Here is a 24767-nt window from a genome sequence, read left to right as displayed (position 1 = left end):
CCATGAAGCAGATCGCTCGCACGCTTCGGCGGCTCCTGCCGTTCCTGCCGCACTCGGCCCGGCGGTTCCTCCTCGTGTTCTCACTGGTATCCGCGGGGCTCGCCGTCGTCGACGTCGTGGCGTTGATGCTGCTCGCCCTGACGCTCGCCGCGGTGATCGCCGGTGGTCCGTTGTCGCTGCCCGTCATCGGCGCGATCGACGAAGCCCAGGTGCTGTGGCTGGTCCTCATCCTCGCCCTGGTCGTCATCGGCAAGTCGGCGGCCAACGTCTGGCTCCAGTGGATCGCCACGCGGCGGTTCGCCTCCTACGAGCTCGCGATCGGCCAGCAGCTCTTCGGCGCATACATTCGCGCGTCCTGGACGGACCGACTGTCGCGCAACAGCGCGCAGATCGTCGCCATGACCGACAGCGGCATCGCCAACGTCGTGGCCGGCTTCCTGCTGCCGCTCACGACGCTGCTGGGCCTCCTGGTGACCTCCGTCGGCGTGGTCGGCGTCATCGTGTTCGCGCAGCCGGCGACGGCGCTCGTGACGGTCGTCTACCTCGGCGGCATCGCCATGCTGCAGTACGTCGTGCTGAGCGGCAAGACGCGACAGGCGGGCAGGGTCGCTCGCGATTCGTCGTTGCGCGTCGCGGCGCTGATCTCGGGGATGGTCGCGTCCCTGAAGGAGATCACCCTGCGGGACAAGGCGGACGAGGTCAGCGAGGTCATCCGGAGGAATCGCGCCCAGACCGCGCAGGCGCGCGCGAACGCGAGCTTCCTCTCGACGGTCCCGCGGTTCATCTTCGATGCGGCGATCATCGGCGGCTTCCTCATCGTCGGAGGAGTCGCGTTCCTCTTCGGGGGACGGGAGGAGGCCATCGCCGCGATCGCGCTCTTCGGCATCGCCGGATTCCGGCTCGTTCCATCACTCACCGGCTTCCAAGCGGTCATCACCCGGACCATGACGTCCGTCCCGTACGTCGATGCGGTGGTCGCCGACATCGAGGCGTCGACGAAGTTCCTCGCCGATCGTGAGGTGCTCGGCAAGGCGCCGCTGCCGGGCCAGCCCCGAGTGCTCGAACTGACGGACGTCGCGTTCACCTTCCCCGGCAGCGACATCCCGGCGGTGCGCGAGGTCGACCTGCGTGTTCCGATGGGATCGACGATCGGCATCGCGGGTGCCTCGGGCGCAGGCAAGTCGACCCTCATCGACCTGCTGCTCGGCCTGCTGACGCCGACCGGTGGACAGATCCGCATCGACGGGCTGCCGCTCGAGGACGTGATGGATGCCTGGCGCAAGCACGTCGCGTTCGTCCCGCAGGAGGTGACGCTCTTCGACGGCACGATCGCGCAGAACATCGCCCTGACGTGGGGTGACGACGTCGACCTGGCCCGAGCCGAGCAGGCCGCCCGCCGTGCTCAGTTGTGGAGCGTGATCGAGCAGCGTGCGGACGGCCTGAATGCGCGCGTCGGCGAGCGTGGGCTCACGCTCTCCGGCGGCCAGCGCCAGCGCCTCGGCATCGCCCGTGCGCTCTACACCGATCCGCTCGTCCTCGTCCTCGACGAGGCGACGAGCGCGCTCGACACGAAGACGGAATCCGACGTCGCCTCGGCGATCCGGGAGTTGCGCGGCGACGTCACCGTGATCGCCGTCGCGCACCGCCTCAGCACGATCCGCGATTCCGATGTCGTCCTGTTCATGAAGGACGGAACGGTGGCGGCGCAGGGCGATTTCGCGACGGTCGTGGCGCAGAGTCCTGAGTTCGCGGCGCAGGCGAAGTTGGCCGGGCTCGCATGACCGGCGTCCTGACGGGCATCAAGCGGAAGGCCGGGATCGCGTACCGACTCGTCGTCGGACGGCTGCCCGATCGGGTCTCGCGCTGGCTCCGGCCGCCGTCGCGCCGGTTCTCGCCCGCGGACGTCCCGCCGCCGGTGACCGCACCCTCCGGCGAAGCCCGCCTCTACGTCGCCCCCGCGAACTTCGCGGCCCAGGGCTACCGCTGGGCACGCTCGGCCGAGCGGTTGCCGGGTGTCGGCGCCGTCAACATGCAGTACCGCACACGCGGCGACTTCGGGTTCCCGGCCGACTACTCCGTTCCCGAGATCGTGTTCACCTCGTCGGGGGACTGGGGGCGGCGGCAGCGGGACGCCGTGGCGGAGCGGTTCACGCATGTGCTCATCGAGGCGGAGCGGCACCTCTTCGGCCTCGCTTTCCAGGGGTTCGTGGAGCGAGAGGCGATCTGGCTGCGCGACCGCGGGCTCGCGGTCGGCCTCGCGAGCCTCGGAACGGACCTGCGCCTGCCCAGCCGCCACGCCCAGGTCGACAAGTGGTCGCCGTTCCGGGACGCGGATCAGGATTGGATCCGAGCGCTCGAGGCGCGCGCGCTCAAGAACCGGCAGCTCTTCGCCCGGCTCGACGCGCCCACCTTCGTCGCGACGCCCGAACTCCTGCTCGACTGGCCGGCGGCGTCGTGGCTTCCGATCGTGGTCGACCCGGCCGAGTGGAAGGCGGAACGCGAAGCGCTGTCCGGCGGAACGCCAGTGGTCCTGCACGCTCCGACGAACCCGGCGGTGAAGGGCACCGCGCTCATCGAGCCGATCGTGAATCGCCTGTCCGACGAGAAGGTCGTCGACTACCAGCGGATCGTCAAGGTCCCCGCGAACGAGATGCCGGGTCGCTACTCGGACGCCGACATCGTCCTCGACCAGTTCACCCTCGGCATCTACGCGACGACGTCGATCGAGGCGATGGCGGCGGGTCGACTGGTGATCGCGCATCTCCACGATCAGGTCCGGGACCACATCCAGCAGGTGAGCGGACGCGAGGTGCCGGTGGTCGAGGCGACCCCCGACACCCTTGAAGAGGTGCTCCGTGACGTCGCCGAGCGTCCCGAGGCGTATCGGCCGATCGCGAACGCCGGTCCTGCCTTCGTCGAGGCCGTCCACAACGGGGAACTGTCGGCGCGCGTGCTCGCGCCGTTCCTGGGGCGGACACCATGAGCGGGCGCCACCTCCTGCTCACCGCATGGGCGTTCGCGCCGGCCAGAACCAGCGGTGTGTACCGTGCCATCGGACTCGCGAACGCCTTCGCGGCGCGCGGATGGGAGGTGACCGTCCTCACCGCTCCACGGAAGCTCTTCTCCGATGAGGGACTCATCGACGCGTCGCTGTCCGCCCAGGTCGGCGAACGGGTGCGCAGGGTCGAGGTGCCGTTCTCCTCCGGCCTGTACGCGAGCGACGTCGGCGACTGGACGCGCGCGCAGGCGCGATTCCCCGAACTCTGGGGTGCTGTGCGCGGACTTCCGTTCCCGGAGGCGGGCTTCGGCGGATGGCGTCGCGAGCTCGTGCGGGCCGCCGAGGAGATTCACCGCGCGCGACGCGTCGACGTCGCACTCGGCACGGCGAGCCCGTCCGTCGACTTCATCCCCGGCTGGCACCTGAAGCGCCGGCACGGGGTTCGGAACATCATGGATTACCGCGACGCCTGGACGATCGACGTCTTCACCGGCGGGCGGAATCCGCGCGCGACGCGACGTGCGGAGCGCTGGGAGTCCCGACTGATCGAGTCCGCGGACCAGATCTGGTTCGTGAACGAGCCGATTCGTGGTTGGCACGCCGCGAAGTACCCTCGGTCGAGCGAGCGGATGCGGGTGGTCCCCAACGGGTTCGACACCATCGACGGCGTCTCGCCCGCCGTTCCCCTCGTGTCCGCAGCCCCGGATCGTCCGCTGACGTTCGGCTACATCGGCACCATCAACCACGGCCAGTTCCCCGCCGAGGAACTCCTGGCGGGCTGGGTGCGGGCCCGCGAGCGCTCGCCCGAACTGGCGCGGGCGAGGCTCGTGCTTCGAGGCCACCTCGGGCGGACTGGGATCGCCGGCGAACATCTGGAGAGCTTCCTGCAGCGCGGTTCCGCGGTCGGCATCACCTACGAGGGGCCGGTGGCGAAGGCGCAGATCCCCGAGGTGTACGCAACCTTCGACGCGCTGGTGCTCGCCCTGGCGAGCGGGCCCGGGGTGACGAGCGGCAAGGTCTTCGAATTCGCGGCGACCGGCCTCCCCGTCGTCTCGGTGCACGATCCGTCGAGTGCGGCGTCGGCGGTCATGGCGGGTTCGCCTGCGTGGTCGCCGTCGGCCTCGATGGCCGCCGACGACATCGCCGATGCGCTCATCGCCGGCGCCGCGCAGGCACGCGCGCAGACCGACGGATCGAGGGCTGACGCGATCTCATGGGGAGCCCGTTGGGAGCGCGGGCATCAGCTCGAGGCCGCCGTCGACGGTGTCGATCGCTTGCTCTCGGTGAACGGTGGTGGCCGATGAACATCGTCGTGCTCGCGCCCAGCGGGCGCCATTCGGCCGAGGACCTCCCGGGGCTGACCGACGAGGACAGCGTGACCGTGGTCTGCTGGAGCGGCCCCGCCGTGCCGGAGACCGACGGGTGGGTGACCCTGCGGCAGTCGCACCGATCCGCCAGGCTGGTCGCGGCGCTCTCCCACACGTTGCCGGGACGGATGCTCGTGCGGGTCCTGCCGCTCGACGGCGGCGTTCGATTCTGGCGCGCTTCGGCTTCGGCTGCAGAGGTGGAGCGCCGGATCGGGGACGCGGACATGATCATCGCCGCCGAACGCGACGCCGGGTTCGCAGCATGGAAGTGGCTGCAGCGCGGCGAGCGCGGTGGTTCGACCACGGTCGCCGTGCGCGGGTACGCCGCGGCGCGGACCAGGATCGCACACCGGTGAGCGGTCTCGGCTCCGTCCTCGCCCCTCTGGCGCCGATGCTCGCTCGCCTCGTTCCCGAGCCGCTGCTGCTCCGGGTCCTTCCATCGGGGTTGCGCTGGGATCCGACCGGCCTGGCGGTCGCCGTCGCCCCGTCGTCACGGGTCGCCGTGTTCATCGGTCCGGCGAACTCCGCAGGGCAGGGGTTCCGGTGGGCCAACGCCATCCGGAACGACCTCGACGGGGCCGCGGCCGTCAGCCTCGCGACGATTCCGCGCGGGGCTCGGAACCCTGCGTTCCCGGTGGACGTCGCGGTGCCGTTGGCGGCCACCGTCTTCTCGCGGCGCTGGCAGCGCGCCCAGCGCCGCGAACTCGTCGAGGGGTTCTCGCACGCGCTGATCGAGTCCGGTCGGCACCCGTTCCGCGGCGCGCTCGGGGGATCGGCGGCGGACCCGCTCCGCGAGCTGTCGCGATCGGGCCTGTCCGTCGCGTTCCTCTGGCACGGGAGCGACATCCGGCTCCCGAGCGCGCATGCCCGGAGCGAACCCGACTCGCCGTTCGGGCGTTCCGGCTCCTATCCCGACGATCAGACCGCCAGGCTCGAACGCAACGCCGCGGCGAACCTCGAGGCGGTCGCCGAATCCGACTTCCCGGTCTTCGTGTCGACGCCGGGTCTCCTCGACGTCCCGCGGGCGGTCTGGCTCCCCGTCGTCGTCGACATCGACTCGTGGACCGCACCCGACGCGCCGCTCACCTCGGACCGCCCGGTCGTCGCCTACGCCCCGAGCAATCCGGCGATGAAGGGCGATCCCTCGATCGACGCCCGGCTTCAACGGTTGGATGCGCGTGGCGTCATCCGGTACCGCCGCCTCGAAGGCGTGCCCGCAACGGAGATGCCGGGGGTCTATCGGGCCGCGGACATCGTGCTCGACCAGTTCCGCCTGGGCGACTACGGCGTCGCGGCCTGCGAGGCCATGGCCGCCGGCCGCGTCGTCGTCGGTCACGTCTCCGACCGCGTGCGAACCGAGGTCCAGCGGGCGACCGGCCGGGAGCTGCCCATCGTCGAGTCGCGCATCGACGCGGTCGAGGAGACCGTGCTCGCCCTCCTCGACGATCGGGCGGGTGCGCGGGCGATGGCGGCCTCCGGGCGCGCCTTCGTCGAGGCGGTCCACGACGGGCGAGCGTCTGCGAGGACGCTGTCCGAGTTCCTCGGCACCTCCGCCGCATCCGAAGCCAGTGATCAGGAGCGACCATGACAGCATCCCGACCAGCCCGCATCCTCTGCATCTCCTTCTCGGACATCACCGCTGACGCGCGCGTGCTCCGGCAGCTCGACGTGCTGTCGCGCTACGGGCACGTCACGACGCTGTCCTACGGGCCACGTCCTGCCGCCGCGGACGATCACATCGAGATCGACAGCGCGCTGCCGTCGCTGCCCCAGACCCTCGGCGGCGTGCTGAAGCTGGGTCTCCGCCGCTATGCATCGGTCGAGCTCGATGCGCCCGCGGTGAAGGCGGCGCATCGGCTGCTCGCTGGCCGCGAGTTCGACGTCGTCGTCGCCAACGAGGCCCGCGCGCTTCCCCTGGCGTTCACCGTGGCGGGTTCGCCGAAGATCTGGTGCGACCTGCACGAGTGGGCCCCGGCCGAGCGCTCCCACGTGCTGTCGTGGCGACTCCTGGTCGCTCCGTTCATGGACTGGGTGTGCGCACGCTACCTTCCGCGGGTCGATGTCGCGACGTCCGTGGGTGCGGCCATCTGCTCGATGTACGAGGAGCGCTACGGCGTCACCACCGAGCTCGTGCGGAACGCCAGGCCGTTCGCCGACGGACTGGGGCCGTCGCCGATGGAGAACGACCGCATCCGGCTCGTGCACAGCGGAGGCGCGGTGCCGGGTCGCAACATCGAAGCGCTCATCGATGCGGTCGACGACCTGGGGGACGGCTACAGCCTCGATCTCTTCCTGATCGCAGCCCGGCAGGGCGATGCGTACTGGAAGAAGCTGCTCGCCAGGATCGAGGCGAGCCCCCGCACGACGTTGCACGAGCCCACGACTCCGAGCGGACTCCCCGCAGCGCTGAACCCCTACGACCTCGGGGTGTACCTGCTCCCGCCGCACACGCCGAATCACCGCCTCGCATTGCCGAACAAGCTCTTCGACTTCGTCCAGGCGCGGATCGGGGTCGTCTTCGGACCGGGGGACGAGACCAGTCGCGTCATCGACGACAACGGCATCGGAGCCGTGACCGCCGGTTACGAGGCCGACGACCTCACGGCGACCATCTCCGCCCTCTCGCGTGAGCAGATTGCGGCGTTCAAGCAGGCGGCGGATGCCGCGGCGGAACGATTGTCCTCCGATGCCGACATCGCCGTCGAGGAGCGGATCATGGCGCGCCTGACCGGGAGCCGGCCGCAGGACGTCGACGAGGGATCGGATAGGATCGGGGAGTGAACAGGTGGCTGGAACGAGCGCAATGAGCCGGGTATTGGTCGTCGGGTACGGCACCGCCGGCATCGGGATCGCCGACGATGCGAAGGCGCTCGGAGATGAGGTCGTCGGGTTCCTCGACGACGTGAAGCAGGACCCGCAGGTGCTCGGCCGCCTCTCGGATGTCAATCGTGTCGTCCGCGACCACGCCGTCGACTCGGTGTACTTCGCCATCCCGACGATCGATGCGGCCGGGCTGCGCGAGTTCCTCACGGGGCTGGAGCAGACCGGCCTCCAGTTGTCGATGCTGCCTCGGACCTACGACACGATCAGCCGTGAGACCGTCAGCGTCAGCGACCTGACCGACGTCGACGTCCTCCAACTGGTCGGGCGTCGGCCGGTCAAGCACGACATGCTGGACGCCCGACGGATGGTGGAGGGCCGCAGGGTCCTCGTGACCGGGGCGGCCGGCTCGATCGGGTCCCGGCTGGTGGAACACCTGCTCAACCTCGACGTCGCGACGGTCGTCGCCGTCGACTGGTGGGAGACCGGCCTGTTCCACCTCGCGAACCGACTCGACGACGAGCGGCTGGAGGTCGCCGTCGCGGACGTGAAGAACGTCCGTCGACTCGAGCGGATCTTCGACGCCGCGCGTCCCGAGCTCGTCTTCCACGCCGCGGCTTACAAGCACGTGCCGCTGATGGAGGAGAACCCGTCCGAGGCGATTGCGAACAACGCGCTCGGGGCGGAGAACGTCCTGCGCCAGGCGATCGCATCCGGGGCGAGTCATGCCGTCTATGTCTCGACCGACAAGGCGGTGCGACCGGCCAACGTCATGGGTGCCACGAAACGACTGGGTGAACTCCTCCTCGGCGACCTCGCGCGCGACTCGGGCGCGACGAAGCTGACGGCCGTGCGATTCGGGAACGTCCTCCAGAGCAACGGCAGCGTGATGGAGACGTTCCGACGACAGATCGAGCAGGGCGGACCGCTCACGGTCACCCATCCCGATGTCACGCGCTTCTTCATGACGATCGACGAAGCGGCCCATCTCATCATCCAGTCGGCCCTGCTGGGCGCGAACGGCGACATCTGCGTGCTCGACATGGGCGAGCCGGTGCGCGTCATGGATCTGGCCGAGAGTCTCGTGAAGGCGACGGCGCCGCACATCGACATCGAGGTCACCCAGCTCCGCCCGGGCGAGAAGCTCTACGAGGAACTCACGTACAACCCCGAACTCGCCACGAGCACGGCCAACAGCAAGGTGTTCATCCTCCAGGTGGAGGAGGAGATGGACGTGCCGGTGGCGGAGATCCGACGGACGCTCGATCGTGGGCGCGCGGGCGACCTCTCCGACGAGGACGCGCGAGCCGCGCTCGTGCAGATGGGGTTCAACATCGACCCGCGCCTGCCGCAGGCAGGGTCGTGACCGGACGCATCCCCGAGCACACGATCCTCGTGACGGGCGGGCGGGGCCGTCTCGGTCGGCTGCTCGTCCGTGACCTGCGCGAACGCGGTTCCCGAGTGGTCTCGCTCGGCCGGACTCGACCCGACGTGCACCACGACGACGAGATCGTCATCGACCTTCGGGATGCCGGGGCGGTGGCCGACCTCGCACGGCGAGTCGAGCCCGAGATCATCGTGCACCTCGCGTCCGTCCTGCACGGCGACGACCTGGTCGTGCAGAACCGGCTCATCGACTCCGCCGTCGTGGGTGCCGCGCGCGAAGCCCGCATCGGACGGGTCGTGCACGCGTCGTCAGGTGCCGTCTACGGGACGACCGCGACCGAGGCGCGTCGGGAGGACTCCGCACTCGCCGGTGACAGCCCGTACGCGACGTCGAAGATCGCGGGGGAGGAGCTGTTCCGCAGGCTCGCCGCGGATCGCCCCGAAGCGGCCGTGACGACCCTCCGGATCTTCAACATCGCCGGACCCTCGTTCCCAGACTCCCTGGTGTACAAGCTCGTGCACGCCACCCCGGCCGCACCGGCAACGGTCCTGGCCCCCGATCACTTCGTCCGTGACTACATCCATCAGGGCGACGTCGTCTCGGTGCTTCGAGCGGCCGCCGATGCCGAGCACTCAGGTCATCGCGTCATCAACGTGGGCGCGGGGGCGGCGGTCTCGACGCGGGTGCTGCTCGACCGGCTGCAGGTCGAGGACTCCCGGGTCATCGTGAAGGACGGCGGGCCGAGCACCAACTGGGCCGACGTCTCGCGCATGGTCGACGAGCTCGGAGTCGTGCCGAGCCGCATTCCGACCCTCGCGTGGGAATCGGCGACGCTCTCGGACTAGTCGCGCGCGGCGGCCAGGAGCGTCCGCGCGGGGGCGATGCCGTAGACGGCCTTCGCGTCGGCACCGGCCCAGCGTCGCACGCTCTTCCAGGCGGCGAGGATCCCGTCGCGCTCGAGTGCGACGATCAGGTCGGCGGCGGCGACGCGTGCGCGAAGCTCCCGGTGATGACGGGCCGCGCCTGAGAATCGCCGCCCGGGGTCGAGCGGGCTCAGTCGCAGCAGGTTGCGGCCGGCCGCGGAGCCGCCCAGGGCACGCTCGGCACTGCGCGTGAGGGACATCAGCGCCGGCTGCAGCACGATCGAGTGCACGTCGGCATCGGGCGCTGCCCGGGAGACCACGGTGATCCGGTCGCGCTCGGGGTCCGGCGCGAGCTGCCGAATCGCCGACGCCGTGGCGCCGGATGGGGCGAAGAGCACGATGTTCATCGGGGAACCCCCGCAGCGCGGCGATCCTCGACCATTGTGCGAAGCGATGCGATCTGGGGGCCGAGCTGCCGGTCGCGCTGGAACTGCGTCGCCCACTCGCGCGCGGCCCGGCGCTCCTCCGGGGTCTGGTCGAGCGCCGCGTGAGAGGCCGCGACCAGCGCGTCGGCGATGGTCTCCGGCTCGAGGTCGGCGACTGGGAACCAGGCGGGAGCATCGCGAAGCACGTCGCTCGCCGCGTTCCCGGGGTCGTGCACCGAGACGATGGGCAGCCCGGTGGCCGCGTACTCGTACACTTTGCCGCTGGTCACGTAGCGACCGGTGCCGAGGGCGAGCAGGAGCGCGTCGAAGCGCGCGTAGACGGCTCCGATCTCCTTCTTGGCGACTGCCCCGTGATAGCTGATGCCGTTCTCGGCGAAGGCGCCCATCTGTCGGGCGATCGCCTCGTTGGGGGTGCCGGCATGGTTCAGGTGGCCCCAGAGCTCGATGCGCGAGGCAGCGAGCAGCGGCGAGCGCGTCCGAGCCAGGCGCCACCCGTCGATGAGCCGATCGACCGGGACGGCCGCCGACATCGTACCGATGTAGCCGAAGACCAGACCCTGCTGGGAGGGTCGCCGGGTCGTCGTCTCGGGAGGCGCGTCGTAGCCGTTCGCGACGACGTGGAATCGGTCGGCCCGGGTCGGGTACAGGTCGGCGTGCCAGCGCAGGATCGGCTCGTTGACGAACCAGACGGCGTGGGCGTCCTCGACGAGCCTGCGCTCCCATTGCGCCACCGCGCTGCCCTCAGGCGACACGCGATCGCCGCTGAAGACGTCGAGCTGCCAGGCATCGCGGTAGTCCATCACGTAGGGCACGCCGAAGCGCTCGTGCAGGACGTGACCGGGAATGAAGTCGACATGCGGGTTCGCCGAGCCGAGGACGAGGTCGATCGGGTGACGCTCGTGGACCTCGACGGCCGCCGACTCGAGGGCGGGACGCCACCCGCCGTACGTCCGCTCGGGGAACGTGCGCTGTTCTCGACGCGCGTTGAGGACGTTCCACAGCTCGGGTGCCGCGGCACGCGATCGAGGCCATCGGCGCAGGTCGCTCTCGAACGCTGCAGCGTGGAACGGCACCCGAACGATGCTGATGGAGGGGTCGACGGTGCGCTCGAGCGATTCGTCGATACCCGTCGACATCGTGAAGGTCTCGCGCGGAGCCGTCAGCACCGTGACGTCCCAGCCGGCCGCGGCGAAGGCGTTCGCGGTGGCCCAGGCACGATAGACACCGCTGCCGCGGCAGGGGGGGAACCCCCATGCGACGTACAGGAGGTGCGGGCGGTGCTCGCCGGCGGAAGCGGGGGTCGGCGTCGGAGCACTCACGCTGCGGCGCCTCCCAACCGTCGATGTCCTGATGCAGTCTACCCGGTCGTCCGCCGGGGCTCGCCCGGTGCGGGCGTGCCCGATTCGTCGACCTAAGATGTTATCCATGCGTATCGCCGTCGTGGCCCTCGGAAAGATCGGCCTCCCTCTTGCTGTGCAGTTCGCCGATCAGGGCCACGAGGTCATCGGCGTCGATGTCAACCAGGCCGTCGTCGACCTCGTGAACTCGGGCACCGAGCCCTTCCCGGGCGAGGCCCACCTCCAGGAGAAGCTCGCCGAGCTCGTGCCCGCCGGGCGCCTGCGCGCGACGACCGACTACGCCGACGCCGTGCCGGGCGCCGACGCGGTCGTCATCGTGGTGCCGCTGTTCGTCGACGACGCGACCTGGGAGCCCGACTTCGGCTGGATGGACGCGGCGACGCGCTCCCTCGCCGAGCACCTCACCCCCGGAACGCTCGTCTCCTACGAGACGACGCTGCCGGTCGGCACCACCCGCGGCCGCTGGAAGCCGATGATCGAGGAGATCTCGGGCTTGGCCGAGGGCACCGACTTCCACCTCGTGTTCTCGCCCGAGCGCGTGCTCACGGGCCGGGTGTTCGAAGACCTGCGCAAGTACCCGAAGCTCGTCGGCGCGATGAGCCCCGAGGGCACCCGCCGTGCGGTCGAGTTCTACGAGGCCGTGCTCGAGTTCGACGAGCGCCCCGACCTCGCCCGAGCCAACGGCGTGTGGGACATGGGCTCGCCCGAGGCATCCGAGATGGCGAAGCTCGCCGAGACGACCTACCGCGACGTCAACATCGGGCTCGCGAACCAGTTCGCGCTCTACGCCGACGAGATCGGCGTCGACGTCTACGCGGTCATCGAGGCGTGCAACTCGCAGCCGTTCAGCCACATCCACCGCCCCGGCATCGCCGTCGGCGGGCACTGCATCCCGGTGTATCCGCGCCTCTACCTCTCGACCGACCGCGACGCCGAGATCGTGCGCACCGCGCGCCTGCTCAACGCCTCGATGCCCGAGCGGCTCGTCGGCCAGGCCGCGGGCGTGCTCGGCGACCTCGCGGGCCTCACCGCCGTCGTGCTCGGCGCCGCGTACCGCGGAGGTGTGAAGGAGACGGCCTTCTCCGGCGTCTTCGCGACCGTCGAGGCGCTCGAGGCCCGCGGGGCGAAGGTGCTCGTCCACGACCCGATGTACACCGACGACGAACTCGCCCGCTACGGATGGACGGCGTACCACCTCGGCGCGCCCGTCGATCTCGCGATCGTGCAGGCCGACCACGCCGACTACAAGACCCTCGCCGCGAGCGACCTGCCCGGCGTGCGGCTCGTCGTCGACGGCCGCAACGTCACAGCCGCCGACCGCTGGGTCGGCACGCCGCGGCTCGTGATCGGTGCGGGGGGCGCTCGATGACCGATCTCGTCGTCGTCGGGTCGGGGTTCTTCGGTCTCACCATCGCCGAGCGTGCGGCGAACGAGCTCGGCCTCACCGTGCAGGTCATCGACCGTCGCGACCACATCGGCGGCAACGCCTACAGCGAGGTCGACCCTGCGACCGGCATCGAGGTGCACCGCTACGGAGCGCACCTGTTCCACACCTCGAACGAGAAGGTGTGGGAGTACGTCAACCGCTTCACGACCTTCACGAACTACGTGCACAAGGTCTACACGAACCACAACGGCGTCGTGTTCCCGCTGCCGGTGAACCTCGGCACGATCAACCAGTTCTTCGGCGCCGCCTACTCGCCCGACGAGGCCCGGGCGCTCATCGCCTCGCAGGCCGACGAGTTCGACACCAAGCAGGCGGCGAACCTCGAAGAGAAGGCGATCTCGCTCATCGGGCGCCCGCTCTACGAGGCGTTCATCCGCGACTACACGGCGAAGCAGTGGCAGACCGACCCGACCGAGCTGCCGGCCGAGGTCATCAGCCGTCTCCCGGTGCGCTACAACTACGACAACCGCTACTTCAACGACACGCATGAGGGCCTGCCGGTCGACGGCTACACCGCATGGATCGAGCGGATGGCAGACCACCCGAAGATCGACGTCAGGCTCTCGACCGACTTCTTCGACGCGTCGCAGCCGTTCAACAAGGCGGCCGTCGTCGGCAACGTGCCCGTCGTCTACACCGGACCCGTCGACCGCTACTTCGACTCGTCGGCCGGGCACCTGAGCTGGCGCACCCTCGACTTCGAGCGCGAGGTCGTGCCGGTGGGCGACTTCCAGGGCACGTCGGTCATGAACTACGCGGATGCCTCGGTGCCGTTCACCCGCATCCACGAGTTCCGCCACTTCCATCCCGAGCGCGAGTATCCCTCCGACAAGACGATCATCATGCGCGAGTTCTCGCGTTTCGCGGAGCACGGCGACGAGCCGTACTACCCGGTGAACACCCCCGAAGACCGAGCGGCGCTGCTCGCCTATCGCGAGCTGCAGGACCATGAGCCCGACGTGTACTTCGGCGGGCGCCTGGGTACCTATCAGTACCTCGACATGCACATGGCGATCGGTTCGGCACTGAGCATGTTCCAGAACCGGCTCGTGGAGCGCTTCGCGCGCTGACATCGCAGACGAGAACGGCCCGGGGCGGATGCCTCGGGCCGTTCTCGTCGGGTCGGCGACTACTTCTTCGTCGTGAAGTGCGGCGCCCACGCCTCGGGCGAGGTGATCTCGGGCAGCGCAGCGCGATACTCGCGTGCGAGCTCGGGCCAGCGCTTGCGCAGCTCGCGGTGCAGGCGCCGGCTCTCGCGCAGCAGGCGCCGGAAGGTCTTCGGGTCGCGCGTGTACCGGACCTTGCCGGAACCATCCGCGGTCGACACGAGTGCGCTGTCGAAGTGGGGGAGCCGGAACCAGGTGCCGTCGCGCTTGGCGAGCTCGACCTGGGGTTCTGCGACGTTCTTCGGCGCGGGCCGGGTGAACCACTGGCGCACGGTCATCCTGACGGTGAACAGCACGAGCGCGACGCCGCGCGGTCCCTTCGGTCCTGCCGCGGTCTTCGGCACCGGGTAGACGCGTTTGCCCTCCACCGTCATCGGGATCTCGGACTCGTGCCGGAGCACGGTCTTCTCCGGGAAGTCGGCGGCCGCGGCGCGGAGTTCGCCGAGGATGGTCGCCATGCCGAGCTGCATGTGCACGGGCCCCGACAGGATGTCGCGGAGCGCGCGATGGCGCAGGGTCACGGGGTAGTACTGCATCGAGAGCAGGTGCTTGAGGTCCCACCGCTCGCTGTCGCGGGCGAGCAGCCCGCCGTTGGGGTAGGGGGAATGCAGCAGGCCCGCGACGATTCGGTTGCGGGCGTGGAAGTAGGCCTGCCAGTCGATCGAGTCGTCCTTGTCGAGCCATGACACGTGCCACAGTGCCATTCCGGGCAGGGTCACCGTCGGATAGCCGGCGTCGCGGGCGCGCAGGCAGTACTCGGCGTCGTCCCACTTGATGAAGGCCGGAAGCGAGAGCCCGACCGACCGGATGACCTCGGTCGGGATGAGGCAGAACCACCAGCCGTTGTAGTCGGCGTCCATGCGGGCGTGCATCCACCGCGTCTGCCGAAGGTTCGAGAACCGGAAGTCGTGCGGGACCTCGTCGTGCGGCTGGGCGTGCCAGACGAACGGCTTGAGGTCGACCGTCTCGGCGAAGGCGTGCAGCACCGGGCGGTTCAGCAGGTCGAACATGTGCCCGCCCACGACCACGGGGCGGGTCGTGTGCCGGGCGAACCGCACAGCGCGTGCGATGCTCTCGGGCTCGACCGTGACGTCGTCGTCGAGCAGGATGAGGAAGTCGCTCGTGTCAGCCTCGAGGGTCTCGGCCATCGACCGCGCGAACCCGCCGGAGCCGCCGAGGTTCGGTTGCTCGATCATGGTCAGCGTGTCACCGAGACGTTCGGCGACCTGGTCGAAGCCGGGTTCGTCGACGACGCGCTGGTTGCCCTGGTCGACGATGTAGATGCGGTCGATCACGTCGCGCGCCGTCTCGTCGCCGGCGAGGGCCTCGAGTGTGCTGACGCAGTAGTCGGGCTTGTTGAAGGTCGTGGTGCCGATGGAGGCGCCGCCCGAGCGCAGCTCGGAGGCATCCGTCTGCCAGCGGCCGTCTGCGACGACCACGTCGGCGTCGCCCGCCACGATGTCGAACCAGTACCAGCCACCGTCGCCGAAGGTCGTCACCGGCAGCTCGATCTCGTGGCGCACCGTGCCTGCGAACGGCTCGGAGGCGACGCGCTGCGGGACCCCCTGTGCGGTCGAGCGATAGACGAGCAGGGTGCCCTCGCCGCTCGTCTCGACCGAGAGGCGGATTCGCTCGACGTTCGTCCACTGCTGCCAGTACGAGGCGGGGAAGGCGTTGAAGTAGCTCGCGAACGAGACGCGTTCACCGGAGGAGATGCGGAAGCGATCGCGCCCGAGCACGTCGTCGAGGTGCGCGCGGTCGCTCACCCGGACTTCGCGGTCGCCGACCTTCGCCCAGACGTCGGCGTCGACGTACAGCGAGATGACATCGGGGTCGGCGTCCTGTGGGAAGACGACGCGTTGGATCTCGTTCCAGGTTGCGCTCACGCTGCGGTGCTCCGTGTGTGTGGGGGTGGTATCGCGCCGCGGCGCGCGACTACGAGCCTACCGGTTCGGCCCGGCGAAGTCTGGGGGACAGGGTCACGAGCTGGACGCCGAGCACGCAGAGTTCGGCGACGGCGAGGCCCCACGCCACGCCCGGCGCGCCGATCCAGAGCAACAGCGGGTACATGAGGAGGGTGCCGACGATCGCACCGACGATCGTGCTCGTCGCGAGGGCCTTCGTGAGGCCGAACGCCGTGAGGCAGGCGAAGCCCGTGATCTGCGAGGCGAGGATCGCGGCGAGGTTCACGGCCATCGGGACGGCGAGATCGAACGGGATCGTCAGCGTGCCCCCGGAGAGCAGGTCGCCGATCCAGGGACCGGCGAGCGCATAGGCGAGGCCGCCGACCGCGCCGAGGCCGAGCGCGATGGCGGTGACCCGCCGGGCGCGCGCCGACTGCACGTCGGGAAGGGGGTTCGGCACCCAGCCCTGGGCGATCTGCACCACGGGGCGCGTGGAGTAGAGCGCGAGCCGGACGATGCGCTCGGCGAGTGCGTAGACGGCGGTCGCCTGAGGCAGGAAGAGGTCGATGAGCACGATCGGCACGTTGACGTAGATCGACGCCGTCGCACTCATCGCAACGGGGCTCGCCTGGCCGGCCAGGTTGCGCACGGCGCGCACCGGGGAGAGTCCGAAGCGCCACCCCCGGTACCTCGCGAGGATGTTCCAGTTCGCGATGAGCGCGGACACGACGACGCCCGCGAGCTGCAGCGCGGCGAATGCGATGACGTCGCCGGTCGCGACGAGCACGAGCGCGCCGATGACGGTACCCGCGATGCGCGGCATGGTGTCGATGAGCAGGAAGCGCATCGGGCTCGCCTCGCCGACGTAGAACCATCCGGCGCCGAGCGCGACGAGCACGCCGCTCGCGACCGTGAGCGCCGCCAGCAGTGCGTCGCCGTCGACGATCGAGACGGCGATGACGATCGCGATCGGCACGATCACGAGGCAGAGCCACACCCGGCTGAGCAGGGAGTCGAAGTAGTACGCGCCGCGGTCGGCGTCGGGGCGGCTCGCGATCTCGGTCGGTCCGACGACGCCCCATCCGTACACCGCGAAGACGGACGCGAAACCCGCGACGGCCTGCGCGACCGCGATCGTCGCCCACGAATCGGCGCCCGCTGCGACGATGATGGCCGGGATGACCGCGAGACTCACGACGCCGCTGATCGCCACCGAAAGGCCGTATCCGCCGGCGTACCGCAGCGCGGTCTTCGTTTTCACGCGCGCGACCTCCTTCGCGATCGGGTTCGGGCAGTCGGCGCCCGGGGTGTCGTGCGCGTTCCCGGCTATTCTCCCCCAGAAACGGGGACGTGAGGAACGGACCGCGGATGGGTGGATCGCACGCGTTCGCATAGACTCGGGACATCCCCTGGCCAATTGTCCGCCGACCCGAAGGAAGCGTGTTCGTGACTCTCTTCCGACGCGGTGCCCGGCGCGCATCGCTCAGAGTCGGGCGTCGGGGCCTCGTCGTGCGGTTCGACTCACCCGCGATCGGCCGCACGGTCGACGTCGAGATCAACGGCCGGAAGCTGTGGACCACGCTGGTGCCCGAGGCGGGCGGCCGGGCCGCGCACGTGCGCTGGCCCACGGTGCTGCACAGCCACCTCGACGGAGCGGGTACCGTCGTGCTGCGTGATCAGCGCAACGGTCTCGCGCTCGCCGAGGGCCGTTTTTCGTGGCCGGCGAAGCCCGGGGCGGTGGGCCTCGCCGAGCTCGTCGCCGCCGGGCAGATCATCGACAAGTGGGGCAAGCTCACCGACGCCCCCTCAGATGCATTGCATCGCCGGCTCATGGAGTCGATGCAGACCGTGCTCGACGACCTCGACGAACTGGGCTATACCGCGGCGATCACCGGTGGCACGCTGCTCGGAGCGATCCGCGAAGGCCGCATCCTCGCGCACGACGACGACATCGACCTGCTCGTCTACCTCGGTGAGGTGGCTCCGCCTGACGTCTCGATCGCGTCGTACGCGCTCGAGCGCCGCATTCGCGACCGGGGCCATGAGGTCGTCCGGCACAGCGACGCGCACCTGCAGGTGATGTTCGCGGGCGAGGAGTCCGGCGGCGCCGCAGGGCAGGTCAACCCGCTCGGATCGACGGTGCACGTCGACCTCTTCCTCGGCTTCCACGATCAGGGCGTCTACAACCAGCCGATCGCCGTGCGTGGAACCTTCGCGCCGGCGTCGCTGCTGCCGCTCGGCGAGGTGACGCTCGAGGGCGTGGCCGTGCCGTCAGTCGCCGACGGCGACGCCTGGCTCGCACTCTGCTACGGCACCGGATGGCGCACGCCCGACCCGTCGTTCCGCTTCCGCACCCCGTCGTCGACACGGCGGCGTTTCGAGAACTGGTTCGGCGTCTACGACCTCAATCGAGACTTCTGGGAGCGTCACATCAGGCTCGGGCGTTCGCGCCACTGGCACGGCGACGTCGAGCGGCTGCTCGCGGCGACGAGTCCCGGCGACCGGATCATCGACCTCGGCTGCGGCGACGGCGAACTCGCCGCGTCGCTCGCTGCCGCAGGCCGCCGGGTCGTCGCCGTCGACTACGCGCGTGCGGCACTCGCAGCGGCGTCGTCGCGCACCGGGCTCAGCGTGCAGCGCCTCAACCTCGCCGACCGGCGCGCGGTGCTCGACTTCATCGCCGACGAGCTCGCCGTCGGCGGCACTCGGCATTTCCTGCTCTCGAACGTGCTGCACACGCTCACTCGCGATGCTCGAGCGAACACGTTCCTGATGCTTCGAGCCCTCATCGATGCGGGCTCGGTCGTACTCGCCTCGTTCTCGGTGAACGCATCGTTCGTCTACGATCACGATCGCCCCGACACGTGGCACCTGCCGCTGAAATGGCTCCGCGACGAGGCATCCGCCTTCGGGCTCGATTGCGCCGTCGAGAGCCGGCAGATGCGCAAGACGGCCGCCGGACCGCGCACGGTCGCCACGGTCAGGCTCTACAGTACGAAGGTGGCCGCGTCAGCGGCCCGGGAGGAGGCACGGTGAACCGGTTCGAGGCGGCACTGCGCAAGCTGAAGCGCCGAGGCCCGGCCGTTCCCGAGTCGGCCGAGGTCGCTCGGTTGCAGGGCGAGATCGACGCGCTGCGCGCCGAGATCGACGAACTGCGGGTCGATTCGCGCCGCATCGCCGAGCTCTACGACCTTGTCTTCGAGCGCCTGCGCGAGCATGGCGAGCGGCAACCCAAGGGCTGACGCTTCTCGTATCGAGCAGCGCCGACGCGCAGCGGCGACGCGTATCGCGACTCCGCGACCTCAGCGCTTGGCCGAGGCGACCTGCACGTCGACGACCTGGCCCGTGAGGTCCGAGTCGAGCAGGCGCAGCGACACCGCCGCCACGTGCTCTGGGTCGAGCAGCGTGTGGGTCGGCTCCTCGCCGAACGCCTTCGTGCGCATCGGCGTGCGGGTGCGCTGCGGGTTGAGGCAGTTCACGCGCACCCCCGACTCGGCCCATTCGTCGGCGAGTGCCTGCGTGAGGTTCACGACACCCGCCTTCGTCGCGGAGTACATGCTGTAGCCGGCTCGGCCGCGTGTGTAGGAGCTCGACGTGAAGAGCAGCAGTTGGCCCCTCGACGCCTCGAGGTACGGATACGCCTCCTGGGCGATCTTCGCCGGGGCGAGCAGGTTCGTCTCGAGCGTGTTGCGAAGCCGCTTCTTCGAGGTGTCGGTGAGGTTCGCGATCGAGAGCACACCCGCCGTGATCACGACATAGTCGATCGGGCCGTCGGCGGCTGCGGCCATCAGCGCACGACGCACCTGCTTGCGCGAGGTGACATCGGTGCCGGTGGCCGACCGGCTGAACGAGTGCACGCGCGCTCCGGCGGCCTTCGCCTGCTCGGCGATGCTCGCACCGATCCCGTAGCTGCCGCCGAAGACGACGACCGACTTGCCGGAGAGATCGAGCGAGTCGGTGCCGTCGGCCGTGTGCGACGTGAGCGAGGTGGTCTGCAGCTGGAAGATCTTGTCGGCGATGTGGATGTCGAGCGGCTCGGTGATCTTCATGTTCTCGGCGGTGCCTGCGACGACCTTGATCGGCACGTCGGGCAGGTACTTGAAGATCACACCGCAGTCGTCGGTCGCGGCGAAGTCGGGGTCGCCCGCGGCGAGCTCGTACGCCCTCCGGATCGTCGAGAGCCGGAACGCCTGCGGGGTCTGACCGCGGCGCAGGCGCGAACGCGCCGGGATGCCCGTGATGATCGACCCCTCGTCGACCTCGATGATCGTGTCGGCCGAGGGGATGGCGGTGTCGACGGCGTCGTACTCGTCGAGCGCCGTGACGCAGTCTTCGATGATGCGCTCGTCGACGAACGGGCGCACCGCGTCGTGGAACAGGACCTTCGCGTCGCCGTCGTCCGGCAGCGCCGCGAGCGCGAGCTTGGTGGTGTCGTTGCGCGTCTCGCCGCCGGGCAGCACTGCGGTGAGTTTCGTGAACCGCGGGTCGGTCTTGAGGTGGTCGAGCTCGTGGAGGGAGCCCGCGTTCATCATGACGAGCACCTCGTCGATGAGCGGGCTGGCTTCGAGCGCTTCGAGGGTGTGCTCGACGATCGCTTTGCCCGCAATGCGGATGAGCTGCTTCGGCATGCCGAGACCGACGCGAACGCCGATGCCGCCGGCGAGGATGATCGCGATGGTCGAGGAGGACGGGGTCATCGGGTGGAAGCCTTCAGCGTCGTGATCGCGTCGCCGATCGCCCCGTCGAAGACCACTTCGCCTCGCCGGAGCACGATGCCCCTGCTGCAGAGGTCGGACACCATCCCGAGGTCATGGCTCACGATGAAGAGCGTCTTGCCGGCCGCGACGATCTCACGGATCTTCGTCTTGCACTTCTCACGGAACGGGGCATCGCCGACGGCGAGCACTTCGTCGACGAGGAGGATGTCGAGCTCGGTGTGAATGGCGACCGAGAATGCGAGTCGCACGAACATGCCCGAGGAGTAGTGCTTCACCTCAGTGTCGATGAACTCACCGATCTCGCTGAACTCCACGATCTCGTCGAAGCGAGCATCGATCTCGTCTTTCGACATACCCAGGATTGCGGCGTTCAGGTAGACGTTCTCGCGCCCGGAGAGGTCGGGGTGGAAGCCCGCGCCGACCTCGATGAGACCCGCGACGCGTCCGCGGGTCAGGACTCGACCGGCGTCGGGGCGCAAGACGCCGGAGACGAGCTTGAGCAGGGTCGACTTTCCGGAGCCGTTGTAGCCGAGCAACGCGATCGCCTCGGAATCGCCGACCGTGATGTCGATTCCGTTGAGCGCCTGGAACGACGTCGAGGTCCGCTTGCGCTTGAGCCAGGCGACGAAGGTCTCCTTGAATGACTGCGTGTGGCGGAGGGTATAGGTCTTCCGAACGCCCTCGACGATGATCCGAGGCGGTTCGAGTTCAGAGGTCTTGGGCAAAGCGACCCTCCAGCTTTCGGAATACGAACTGGCCGATGAGCAGCATGACGAGAGCGACGACGACCGAGATCCCGGCGAAGAACCAGAGATGCTCGGGTCGTTCGGCGGTCTCACTCGTCGTGGGGAACCAGAACGCCGAGTGGAAGAGTTCCACCGCCGAGGTGAGCGGATTGAGCATGTACAGGTCGAACAACCAGGTCGGCAGCTTGTCTCGCACCATCGTGAACGAGTAGAGCACCGGGGAGGTCCAGGTCGCGAACATGAGGATGAGGTCGACGAGGTTCTGCGAATCACGGTACGAGACGTTGATGGAGCCGAAGAACAAGCCGAGCCCGGTCGCGATGAGGAGCACGATGAAGATGGCGAGCAACGCCCCTGCGAGCTGCACGAAGGTCGGCACCCAGCCGAAGACCAGGCACACCACGATGAGGATGCTGAGCTGCGGAAGGAAATGCACGAAGGCGATGAAGACGTCCGCGATGGGGAAGAGTTCGCGTGGAAGGTAGATCTTCTTGACGAGCGCCTTGTTGTTGACGATCGACTTCGTCGCATTGCCGAAGGCCTCGTTGAACAGGTTGACGACCACGATCCCCGAGAACAGGTAGATCGGGAACGCCTCGATACCTCGCGAGAGGTTGAGGAAGACTCCCATCACGACGTAGTAGATGAAGAACTGCGCCGTCGGCTTGACGTACGACCAGGCCCAGCCCAGGACGGAGCCGTGGTACCGCGTCAGGATGCCCTTGCGCACCAGCAGCCGCAGCAGGTATCCGTAGCTGAACACGTCGAGGATCCCACGTCCGGATCCGGGTACGGAGAACGCCGAGAGGTCGACGGGTTCGGTCTTGGACATCTCGACGATTCTATTCGCCTCGCGCCCGCGAGAATGCCGAGCGTTCGCAGGAGCCGCTCAGCTTCGCTTGAGCGCGTCGCGCCAGCTCATGTCGCGGGCGGCCTTGACCGCGCAGATCACGACGAGCATCCAGCCGCCCTCGTAGAGCGCGAAGCTCTCGGCGGCGCTCGTCACCGCGATCGCGACGAGCACGAGCGCCGGCCACAGGTAGACGACGCTGCGACGGTTCGAGGCCAGCAGCCACGAGCGCACGAGCGCGACGCCGATGAGTGCGGCGAATGCGAGCGCGCCGATGACGCCGACCTGGAAGTAGGCGTCGAAGTAGGCGTTGAGCGCGGATTCGTGCGCCCGGCCGACACCGGCTTCGAGCCAGGTGTACGGCGGAGCATCGGGCCACTTGCCGACCCAGCCCCAGCCCTGCAGCGGGTTCAGGCTCAGGTAGCGCGAGAGCTCGCGCCAGAGGTCGAGCCGCACGTCGAACTCGGCGCGTGCGTCGAGCAGCTCGATGATCCGGATTCGCAGGATCCAGCCGGTGACGAGCGCCGCGGCGACGAGTACGAGCAGTCCGAGCTGCCAGCGCCACCGGTTCTGTTCGGGCACGCGGCGGAGACCGTAGAGTGCGGCGAGGGCGACGAGGGCCGCACCGAGCGCGATCCAGGTGGTCGGCGAGCCCGCGAACACGACGCACAGCGCCGCGAGCGCGATCGAGAAGATCGTGCGGGTGCGCGTCACGATATGCGTGCGCCACTCGACGATGAAGGTGATGAGCGCGATGAGCGCCACGAACCCGAGCAGGTTGCGCGACCCGAAGATTCCCTGGATCGGGCCCAGCGCGGCGATGTTCCCCTCGACGCCCAGGAACTGGATGGGCTGATCGACGAGGATGCCGGAGAACACCTCGAGCGCGAGCGAGACGCCGAGCAGCAGCCGGAAGGTGTCGCCGAACGCACGAACGATCTGGATCGTGTCGCGCATGAGCGCGATGTAGATACCGAGTACCGCGTACGCGACGAGGTAGGCGACCCGCACGGCGGAGGCGAGCGGAGTGTTGCTCCAGAGCACCGAGGCTGCGCTCCAGCCGACGAACACGAGGATCGTGAGCGGCAGGATGCCGTACCACTCGATCGCCCGCCATCGCGTCACGAGCGAGGCCGCGCAGAGCATCAGCAACCCGCCGAGTGCTGCGAGGAGCCCGGGCCAGCCGATGAGCGAGCGTACCGCGTGCGTGGAGAACGCGAGCCCGATCGCGATCAGCGCGAGTGCCTGGGCGAACCGTGCCGATCCCACGAACTCGCGAACCGCGCCCCAGCTCAAGCGTCGTCCTTCGACGAGTGGTTCGAGGGGGAGCGGAGCGACGTCTCGAAACCCATTCCACCCGGCAGCCTTCGCCGGTCGGTCCCGGCCACGAGGGGCTCCGGCTTCCACTGCCGCTGCTTCGTCGCCCAGGCGATCGCGATGAGCAGCGCCCATCCGCTCTCGACGAGCAATCGGCTCTCCGCGAGGCTCTGCCCGATGAGTGCGACGATCAGGAGCAACGGCAGCAGGGCAGCGGCAGAATACGGGACCGCCCGCCCCGAGGCGTCCATCGGTCGGTCGACGGCGAGGAACCACGACCGCCAGAGCGCGCCGATGACGACGGCGGCGAACGCGAGCAGCCCGACGACGCCGATCTGCATCCAGACGTCGAGCCAGGCGTTGTGCGCCTGCAGGTACACGACGCCCTTGCGCACGGCGAGGTCGTCGAACGGCTCGACGAACGGGTTCCAGTAGCCGACCCAGCCCCACCCGAACCACGGCCGTTCGGTGATCATGCCGATCACCGAACTCCAGATGTCGAGCCGGCCGGTGAGGTCGTCGCCTTTGCCGAACACATCGAGCAGGCGCCCCCAGAACACCACGAGCAGCGAGACGGAGGCCACCAGTGCGCCGCCGGCCGCCCAGTAGACGCCGCGTCGACGATCGGGCCCGACGCGTCGCGCCCAGAGCGCGAACGCGAGGGCGACCGCCACGACGGCCGCGACGAGGATCACGGTCGCCGACCGGGTCAGCGCGAATGCCGTGCCCGCGACGACGAGCCAGAAGATGCCGCTCGCGCGGCGCATGGCGCCGGAGGCGAGCATCGTCCCGAACACGATGATCGCGAGCAGGGAAGCCATCGCCAGCAGGTTGCGGCTCGCGACCACGCCTTCAATCGGGCCGCCGTCGAAGAGCAGCGCACGCGACCAGTAGAACGCCATCGGCAGCTTCTCGGCACTCGCATCGAAGTCGGGGAAGTTCGGCAGCAGCGGCTCGCGCACGAACGCCGCGACCCAGAACTCGAAGAGCAGCGACAGCGCGAGCACCCACTTGAGCGCGGCGGACAGCGCGTGGACGAGGCGCGGCCAGCTGAGGCACAGGGCGATCGCGACGCCGACGAACGTCGTGACGAGCGTGAGTGCGATGCCCAGCGCCGAGGCGCCGGGGTAGAACGACCACGCGATCGAGAGCGTCGCGACGACGAGGAAGACCAGGGTCGATTTCGGTACGCGCCGCCACTTCCACGTCGGCTTCGTGGTGACGACGAGCCAGATGGCGCCGACGACGACGAGCGCGGCGACGATGCCGAAGCCCCACCACCCGAGCAGATTGCGCCAGAACTGGCCCGCGAGCAGCGTGAAGAGCGCGAACGTCGCATACGCGCCGATGAGCGCGTTGCGCCGTGGGGACTCCATGCGG

21 protein-coding genes are annotated in these 24767 nt (G+C 69.3%); 12 read left to right on the top strand and 9 right to left on the bottom strand.

From position 1 onward, the window contains the following. The first annotated feature begins 2 nt into the window (after window positions 1-2). From LR269_RS15190 to LR269_RS15155, 8 genes are read left to right on the top strand one after another with little or no spacing between them, the layout of a single operon-like run. Window positions 3-1781: an ABC transporter ATP-binding protein gene (locus LR269_RS15190; protein WP_231431594.1), complete on the top strand. Its 1779-nt coding sequence runs from the start codon at window positions 3-5 to the stop codon at window positions 1779-1781. Then, window positions 1778-2983, top strand: coding sequence for a glycosyltransferase (locus LR269_RS15185; protein ID WP_231431593.1), 1206 nt, complete (start codon window positions 1778-1780; stop codon window positions 2981-2983). The genes LR269_RS15190 and LR269_RS15185 overlap by 4 nt, the downstream gene beginning before the upstream one ends. Then, window positions 2980-4302 (top strand): glycosyltransferase, encoded by a 1323-nt coding sequence (locus LR269_RS15180; protein ID WP_231431592.1) that lies wholly within the window; start codon window positions 2980-2982, stop codon window positions 4300-4302. The genes LR269_RS15185 and LR269_RS15180 overlap by 4 nt, the downstream gene beginning before the upstream one ends. Continuing rightward, window positions 4299-4721, top strand: coding sequence for a hypothetical protein (locus tag LR269_RS15175; protein WP_231431591.1), 423 nt, complete (start codon window positions 4299-4301; stop codon window positions 4719-4721). The genes LR269_RS15180 and LR269_RS15175 overlap by 4 nt, the downstream gene beginning before the upstream one ends. Further along, a complete protein-coding gene (locus tag LR269_RS15170; RefSeq protein ID WP_231431590.1) occupies window positions 4718-5953 on the top strand; it encodes a hypothetical protein in 1236 nt (411 codons plus the stop codon). The genes LR269_RS15175 and LR269_RS15170 overlap by 4 nt, the downstream gene beginning before the upstream one ends. Further along, window positions 5950-7146, top strand: coding sequence for a hypothetical protein (locus LR269_RS15165; protein ID WP_231431589.1), 1197 nt, complete (start codon window positions 5950-5952; stop codon window positions 7144-7146). Before LR269_RS15170 ends, LR269_RS15165 begins: the two co-directional genes overlap by 4 nt. Window positions 7147-7168: 22 nt before the next feature. Beyond that, a complete protein-coding gene (locus LR269_RS15160; protein ID WP_231431588.1) occupies window positions 7169-8551 on the top strand; it encodes a polysaccharide biosynthesis protein in 1383 nt (460 codons plus the stop codon). Continuing rightward, window positions 8548-9417: an NAD(P)-dependent oxidoreductase gene (locus tag LR269_RS15155; protein ID WP_231431587.1), complete on the top strand. Its 870-nt coding sequence runs from the start codon at window positions 8548-8550 to the stop codon at window positions 9415-9417. Before LR269_RS15160 ends, LR269_RS15155 begins: the two co-directional genes overlap by 4 nt. On the opposite strand, the gene LR269_RS15150 is transcribed toward LR269_RS15155, so the two are convergent. Then, on the bottom strand, window positions 9414-9842 hold the full coding sequence (locus LR269_RS15150; protein WP_231431586.1) for a hypothetical protein: 429 nt from the start codon (window positions 9840-9842) through the stop codon (window positions 9414-9416). The genes LR269_RS15155 and LR269_RS15150 overlap by 4 nt on opposite strands. After that, window positions 9839-11200: a glycosyltransferase gene (locus LR269_RS15145; protein ID WP_231431585.1), complete on the bottom strand. Its 1362-nt coding sequence runs from the start codon at window positions 11198-11200 to the stop codon at window positions 9839-9841. The genes LR269_RS15150 and LR269_RS15145 overlap by 4 nt, the downstream gene beginning before the upstream one ends. A gap of 106 nt (window positions 11201-11306) precedes the next feature. Here LR269_RS15145 and LR269_RS15140 point away from each other — a divergent pair, with 106 nt between their 5' ends. Together LR269_RS15140 and glf are read left to right on the top strand one after the other, a co-directional pair. Further along, complete coding sequence (locus LR269_RS15140) at window positions 11307-12608, top strand: nucleotide sugar dehydrogenase (protein WP_231431584.1); 1302 nt, start codon at window positions 11307-11309, stop codon at window positions 12606-12608. Further along, the gene (gene glf / locus LR269_RS15135; protein WP_231431583.1) at window positions 12605-13756 is read left to right on the top strand and encodes a UDP-galactopyranose mutase; all 1152 of its coding nucleotides are present in this window, start codon (window positions 12605-12607) and stop codon (window positions 13754-13756) included. The genes LR269_RS15140 and glf overlap by 4 nt, the downstream gene beginning before the upstream one ends. A 59-nt stretch (window positions 13757-13815) precedes the next feature. On the opposite strand, the gene LR269_RS19035 is transcribed toward glf, so the two are convergent. Beyond that, window positions 13816-15738 carry a glycosyltransferase gene (locus tag LR269_RS19035; protein WP_231431582.1) on the bottom strand — a complete coding sequence of 641 codons (1923 nt, stop codon included), beginning with the start codon at window positions 15736-15738 and terminating at the stop codon, window positions 13816-13818. A 49-nt stretch (window positions 15739-15787) separates the two neighbouring features. After that, entirely contained in the window at window positions 15788-17017 is a 1230-nt protein-coding gene (locus LR269_RS15125) for a lipopolysaccharide biosynthesis protein (protein WP_231431581.1), read from the bottom strand. Between the two features lie 185 nt (window positions 17018-17202). Here LR269_RS15125 and LR269_RS19030 point away from each other — a divergent pair, with 185 nt between their 5' ends. Both LR269_RS19030 and LR269_RS15115 read left to right on the top strand, forming a co-directional pair. Beyond that, window positions 17203-18792, top strand: coding sequence for a methyltransferase domain-containing protein (locus tag LR269_RS19030; RefSeq protein WP_231431580.1), 1590 nt, complete (start codon window positions 17203-17205; stop codon window positions 18790-18792). Beyond that, entirely contained in the window at window positions 18789-18998 is a 210-nt protein-coding gene (locus LR269_RS15115; RefSeq protein WP_231431579.1) for a hypothetical protein, read from the top strand. The genes LR269_RS19030 and LR269_RS15115 overlap by 4 nt, the downstream gene beginning before the upstream one ends. Window positions 18999-19058: 60 nt before the next feature. Here LR269_RS15115 and LR269_RS15110 read toward each other — a convergent pair whose 3' ends face one another. Genes LR269_RS15110 through LR269_RS15090 form a run of 5 tightly spaced genes read right to left on the bottom strand, consistent with a single transcriptional unit; the run spans window position 19059 to window position 24763 of the window. Continuing rightward, on the bottom strand, window positions 19059-20453 hold the full coding sequence (locus LR269_RS15110; protein ID WP_231431578.1) for a bifunctional cytidylyltransferase/SDR family oxidoreductase: 1395 nt from the start codon (window positions 20451-20453) through the stop codon (window positions 19059-19061). After that, window positions 20450-21199, bottom strand: coding sequence for an ABC transporter ATP-binding protein (locus tag LR269_RS15105; RefSeq protein ID WP_231431577.1), 750 nt, complete (start codon window positions 21197-21199; stop codon window positions 20450-20452). The genes LR269_RS15110 and LR269_RS15105 overlap by 4 nt, the downstream gene beginning before the upstream one ends. Then, window positions 21183-22052 carry an ABC transporter permease gene (locus tag LR269_RS15100; RefSeq protein WP_231431576.1) on the bottom strand — a complete coding sequence of 290 codons (870 nt, stop codon included), beginning with the start codon at window positions 22050-22052 and terminating at the stop codon, window positions 21183-21185. The genes LR269_RS15105 and LR269_RS15100 overlap by 17 nt, the downstream gene beginning before the upstream one ends. Window positions 22053-22109: 57 nt before the next feature. Further along, window positions 22110-23366 carry an O-antigen ligase gene (locus LR269_RS15095; RefSeq protein WP_231431575.1) on the bottom strand — a complete coding sequence of 419 codons (1257 nt, stop codon included), beginning with the start codon at window positions 23364-23366 and terminating at the stop codon, window positions 22110-22112. After that, entirely contained in the window at window positions 23363-24763 is a 1401-nt protein-coding gene (locus tag LR269_RS15090) for an O-antigen ligase (RefSeq protein WP_231431574.1), read from the bottom strand. Before LR269_RS15090 ends, LR269_RS15095 begins: the two co-directional genes overlap by 4 nt. Window positions 24764-24767: the final 4 nt, after the last annotated feature.

It is taken from the genome of Agromyces sp. S2-1-8 (assembly GCF_021129215.1).
Lineage (GTDB): Bacteria > Actinomycetota > Actinomycetes > Actinomycetales > Microbacteriaceae > Agromyces > Agromyces chromiiresistens.
Note: the sequence above shows the minus strand (reverse complement) of the source record. Positions and strands in the feature narration are given on the sequence as shown.

Excerpts from the sequence above, each read along its gene's own strand:
- LR269_RS15190 (WP_231431594.1), top strand. The coding sequence starts at position 3 with ATGAAGCAGATCGCTCGCACGCTTCGGCGGCTCCTGCCGTTCCTGCCG.
- LR269_RS15185 (WP_231431593.1), top strand. The coding sequence starts at position 1,778 with ATGACCGGCGTCCTGACGGGCATCAAGCGGAAGGCCGGGATCGCGTAC.
- LR269_RS15180 (WP_231431592.1), top strand. The coding sequence starts at position 2,980 with ATGAGCGGGCGCCACCTCCTGCTCACCGCATGGGCGTTCGCGCCGGCC.
- LR269_RS15175 (WP_231431591.1), top strand. The coding sequence starts at position 4,299 with ATGAACATCGTCGTGCTCGCGCCCAGCGGGCGCCATTCGGCCGAGGAC.
- LR269_RS15165 (WP_231431589.1), top strand. The coding sequence starts at position 5,950 with ATGACAGCATCCCGACCAGCCCGCATCCTCTGCATCTCCTTCTCGGAC.
- LR269_RS15160 (WP_231431588.1), top strand. The coding sequence starts at position 7,169 with ATGAGCCGGGTATTGGTCGTCGGGTACGGCACCGCCGGCATCGGGATC.
- LR269_RS15150 (WP_231431586.1), bottom strand. The coding sequence starts at position 9,842 with ATGAACATCGTGCTCTTCGCCCCATCCGGCGCCACGGCGTCGGCGATT.
- LR269_RS15140 (WP_231431584.1), top strand. The coding sequence starts at position 11,307 with ATGCGTATCGCCGTCGTGGCCCTCGGAAAGATCGGCCTCCCTCTTGCT.
- glf (WP_231431583.1), top strand. The coding sequence starts at position 12,605 with ATGACCGATCTCGTCGTCGTCGGGTCGGGGTTCTTCGGTCTCACCATC.
- LR269_RS15110 (WP_231431578.1), bottom strand. The coding sequence starts at position 20,453 with ATGACCCCGTCCTCCTCGACCATCGCGATCATCCTCGCCGGCGGCATC.
- LR269_RS15100 (WP_231431576.1), bottom strand. The coding sequence starts at position 22,052 with ATGTCCAAGACCGAACCCGTCGACCTCTCGGCGTTCTCCGTACCCGGA.
- LR269_RS15090 (WP_231431574.1), bottom strand. The coding sequence starts at position 24,763 with ATGGAGTCCCCACGGCGCAACGCGCTCATCGGCGCGTATGCGACGTTC.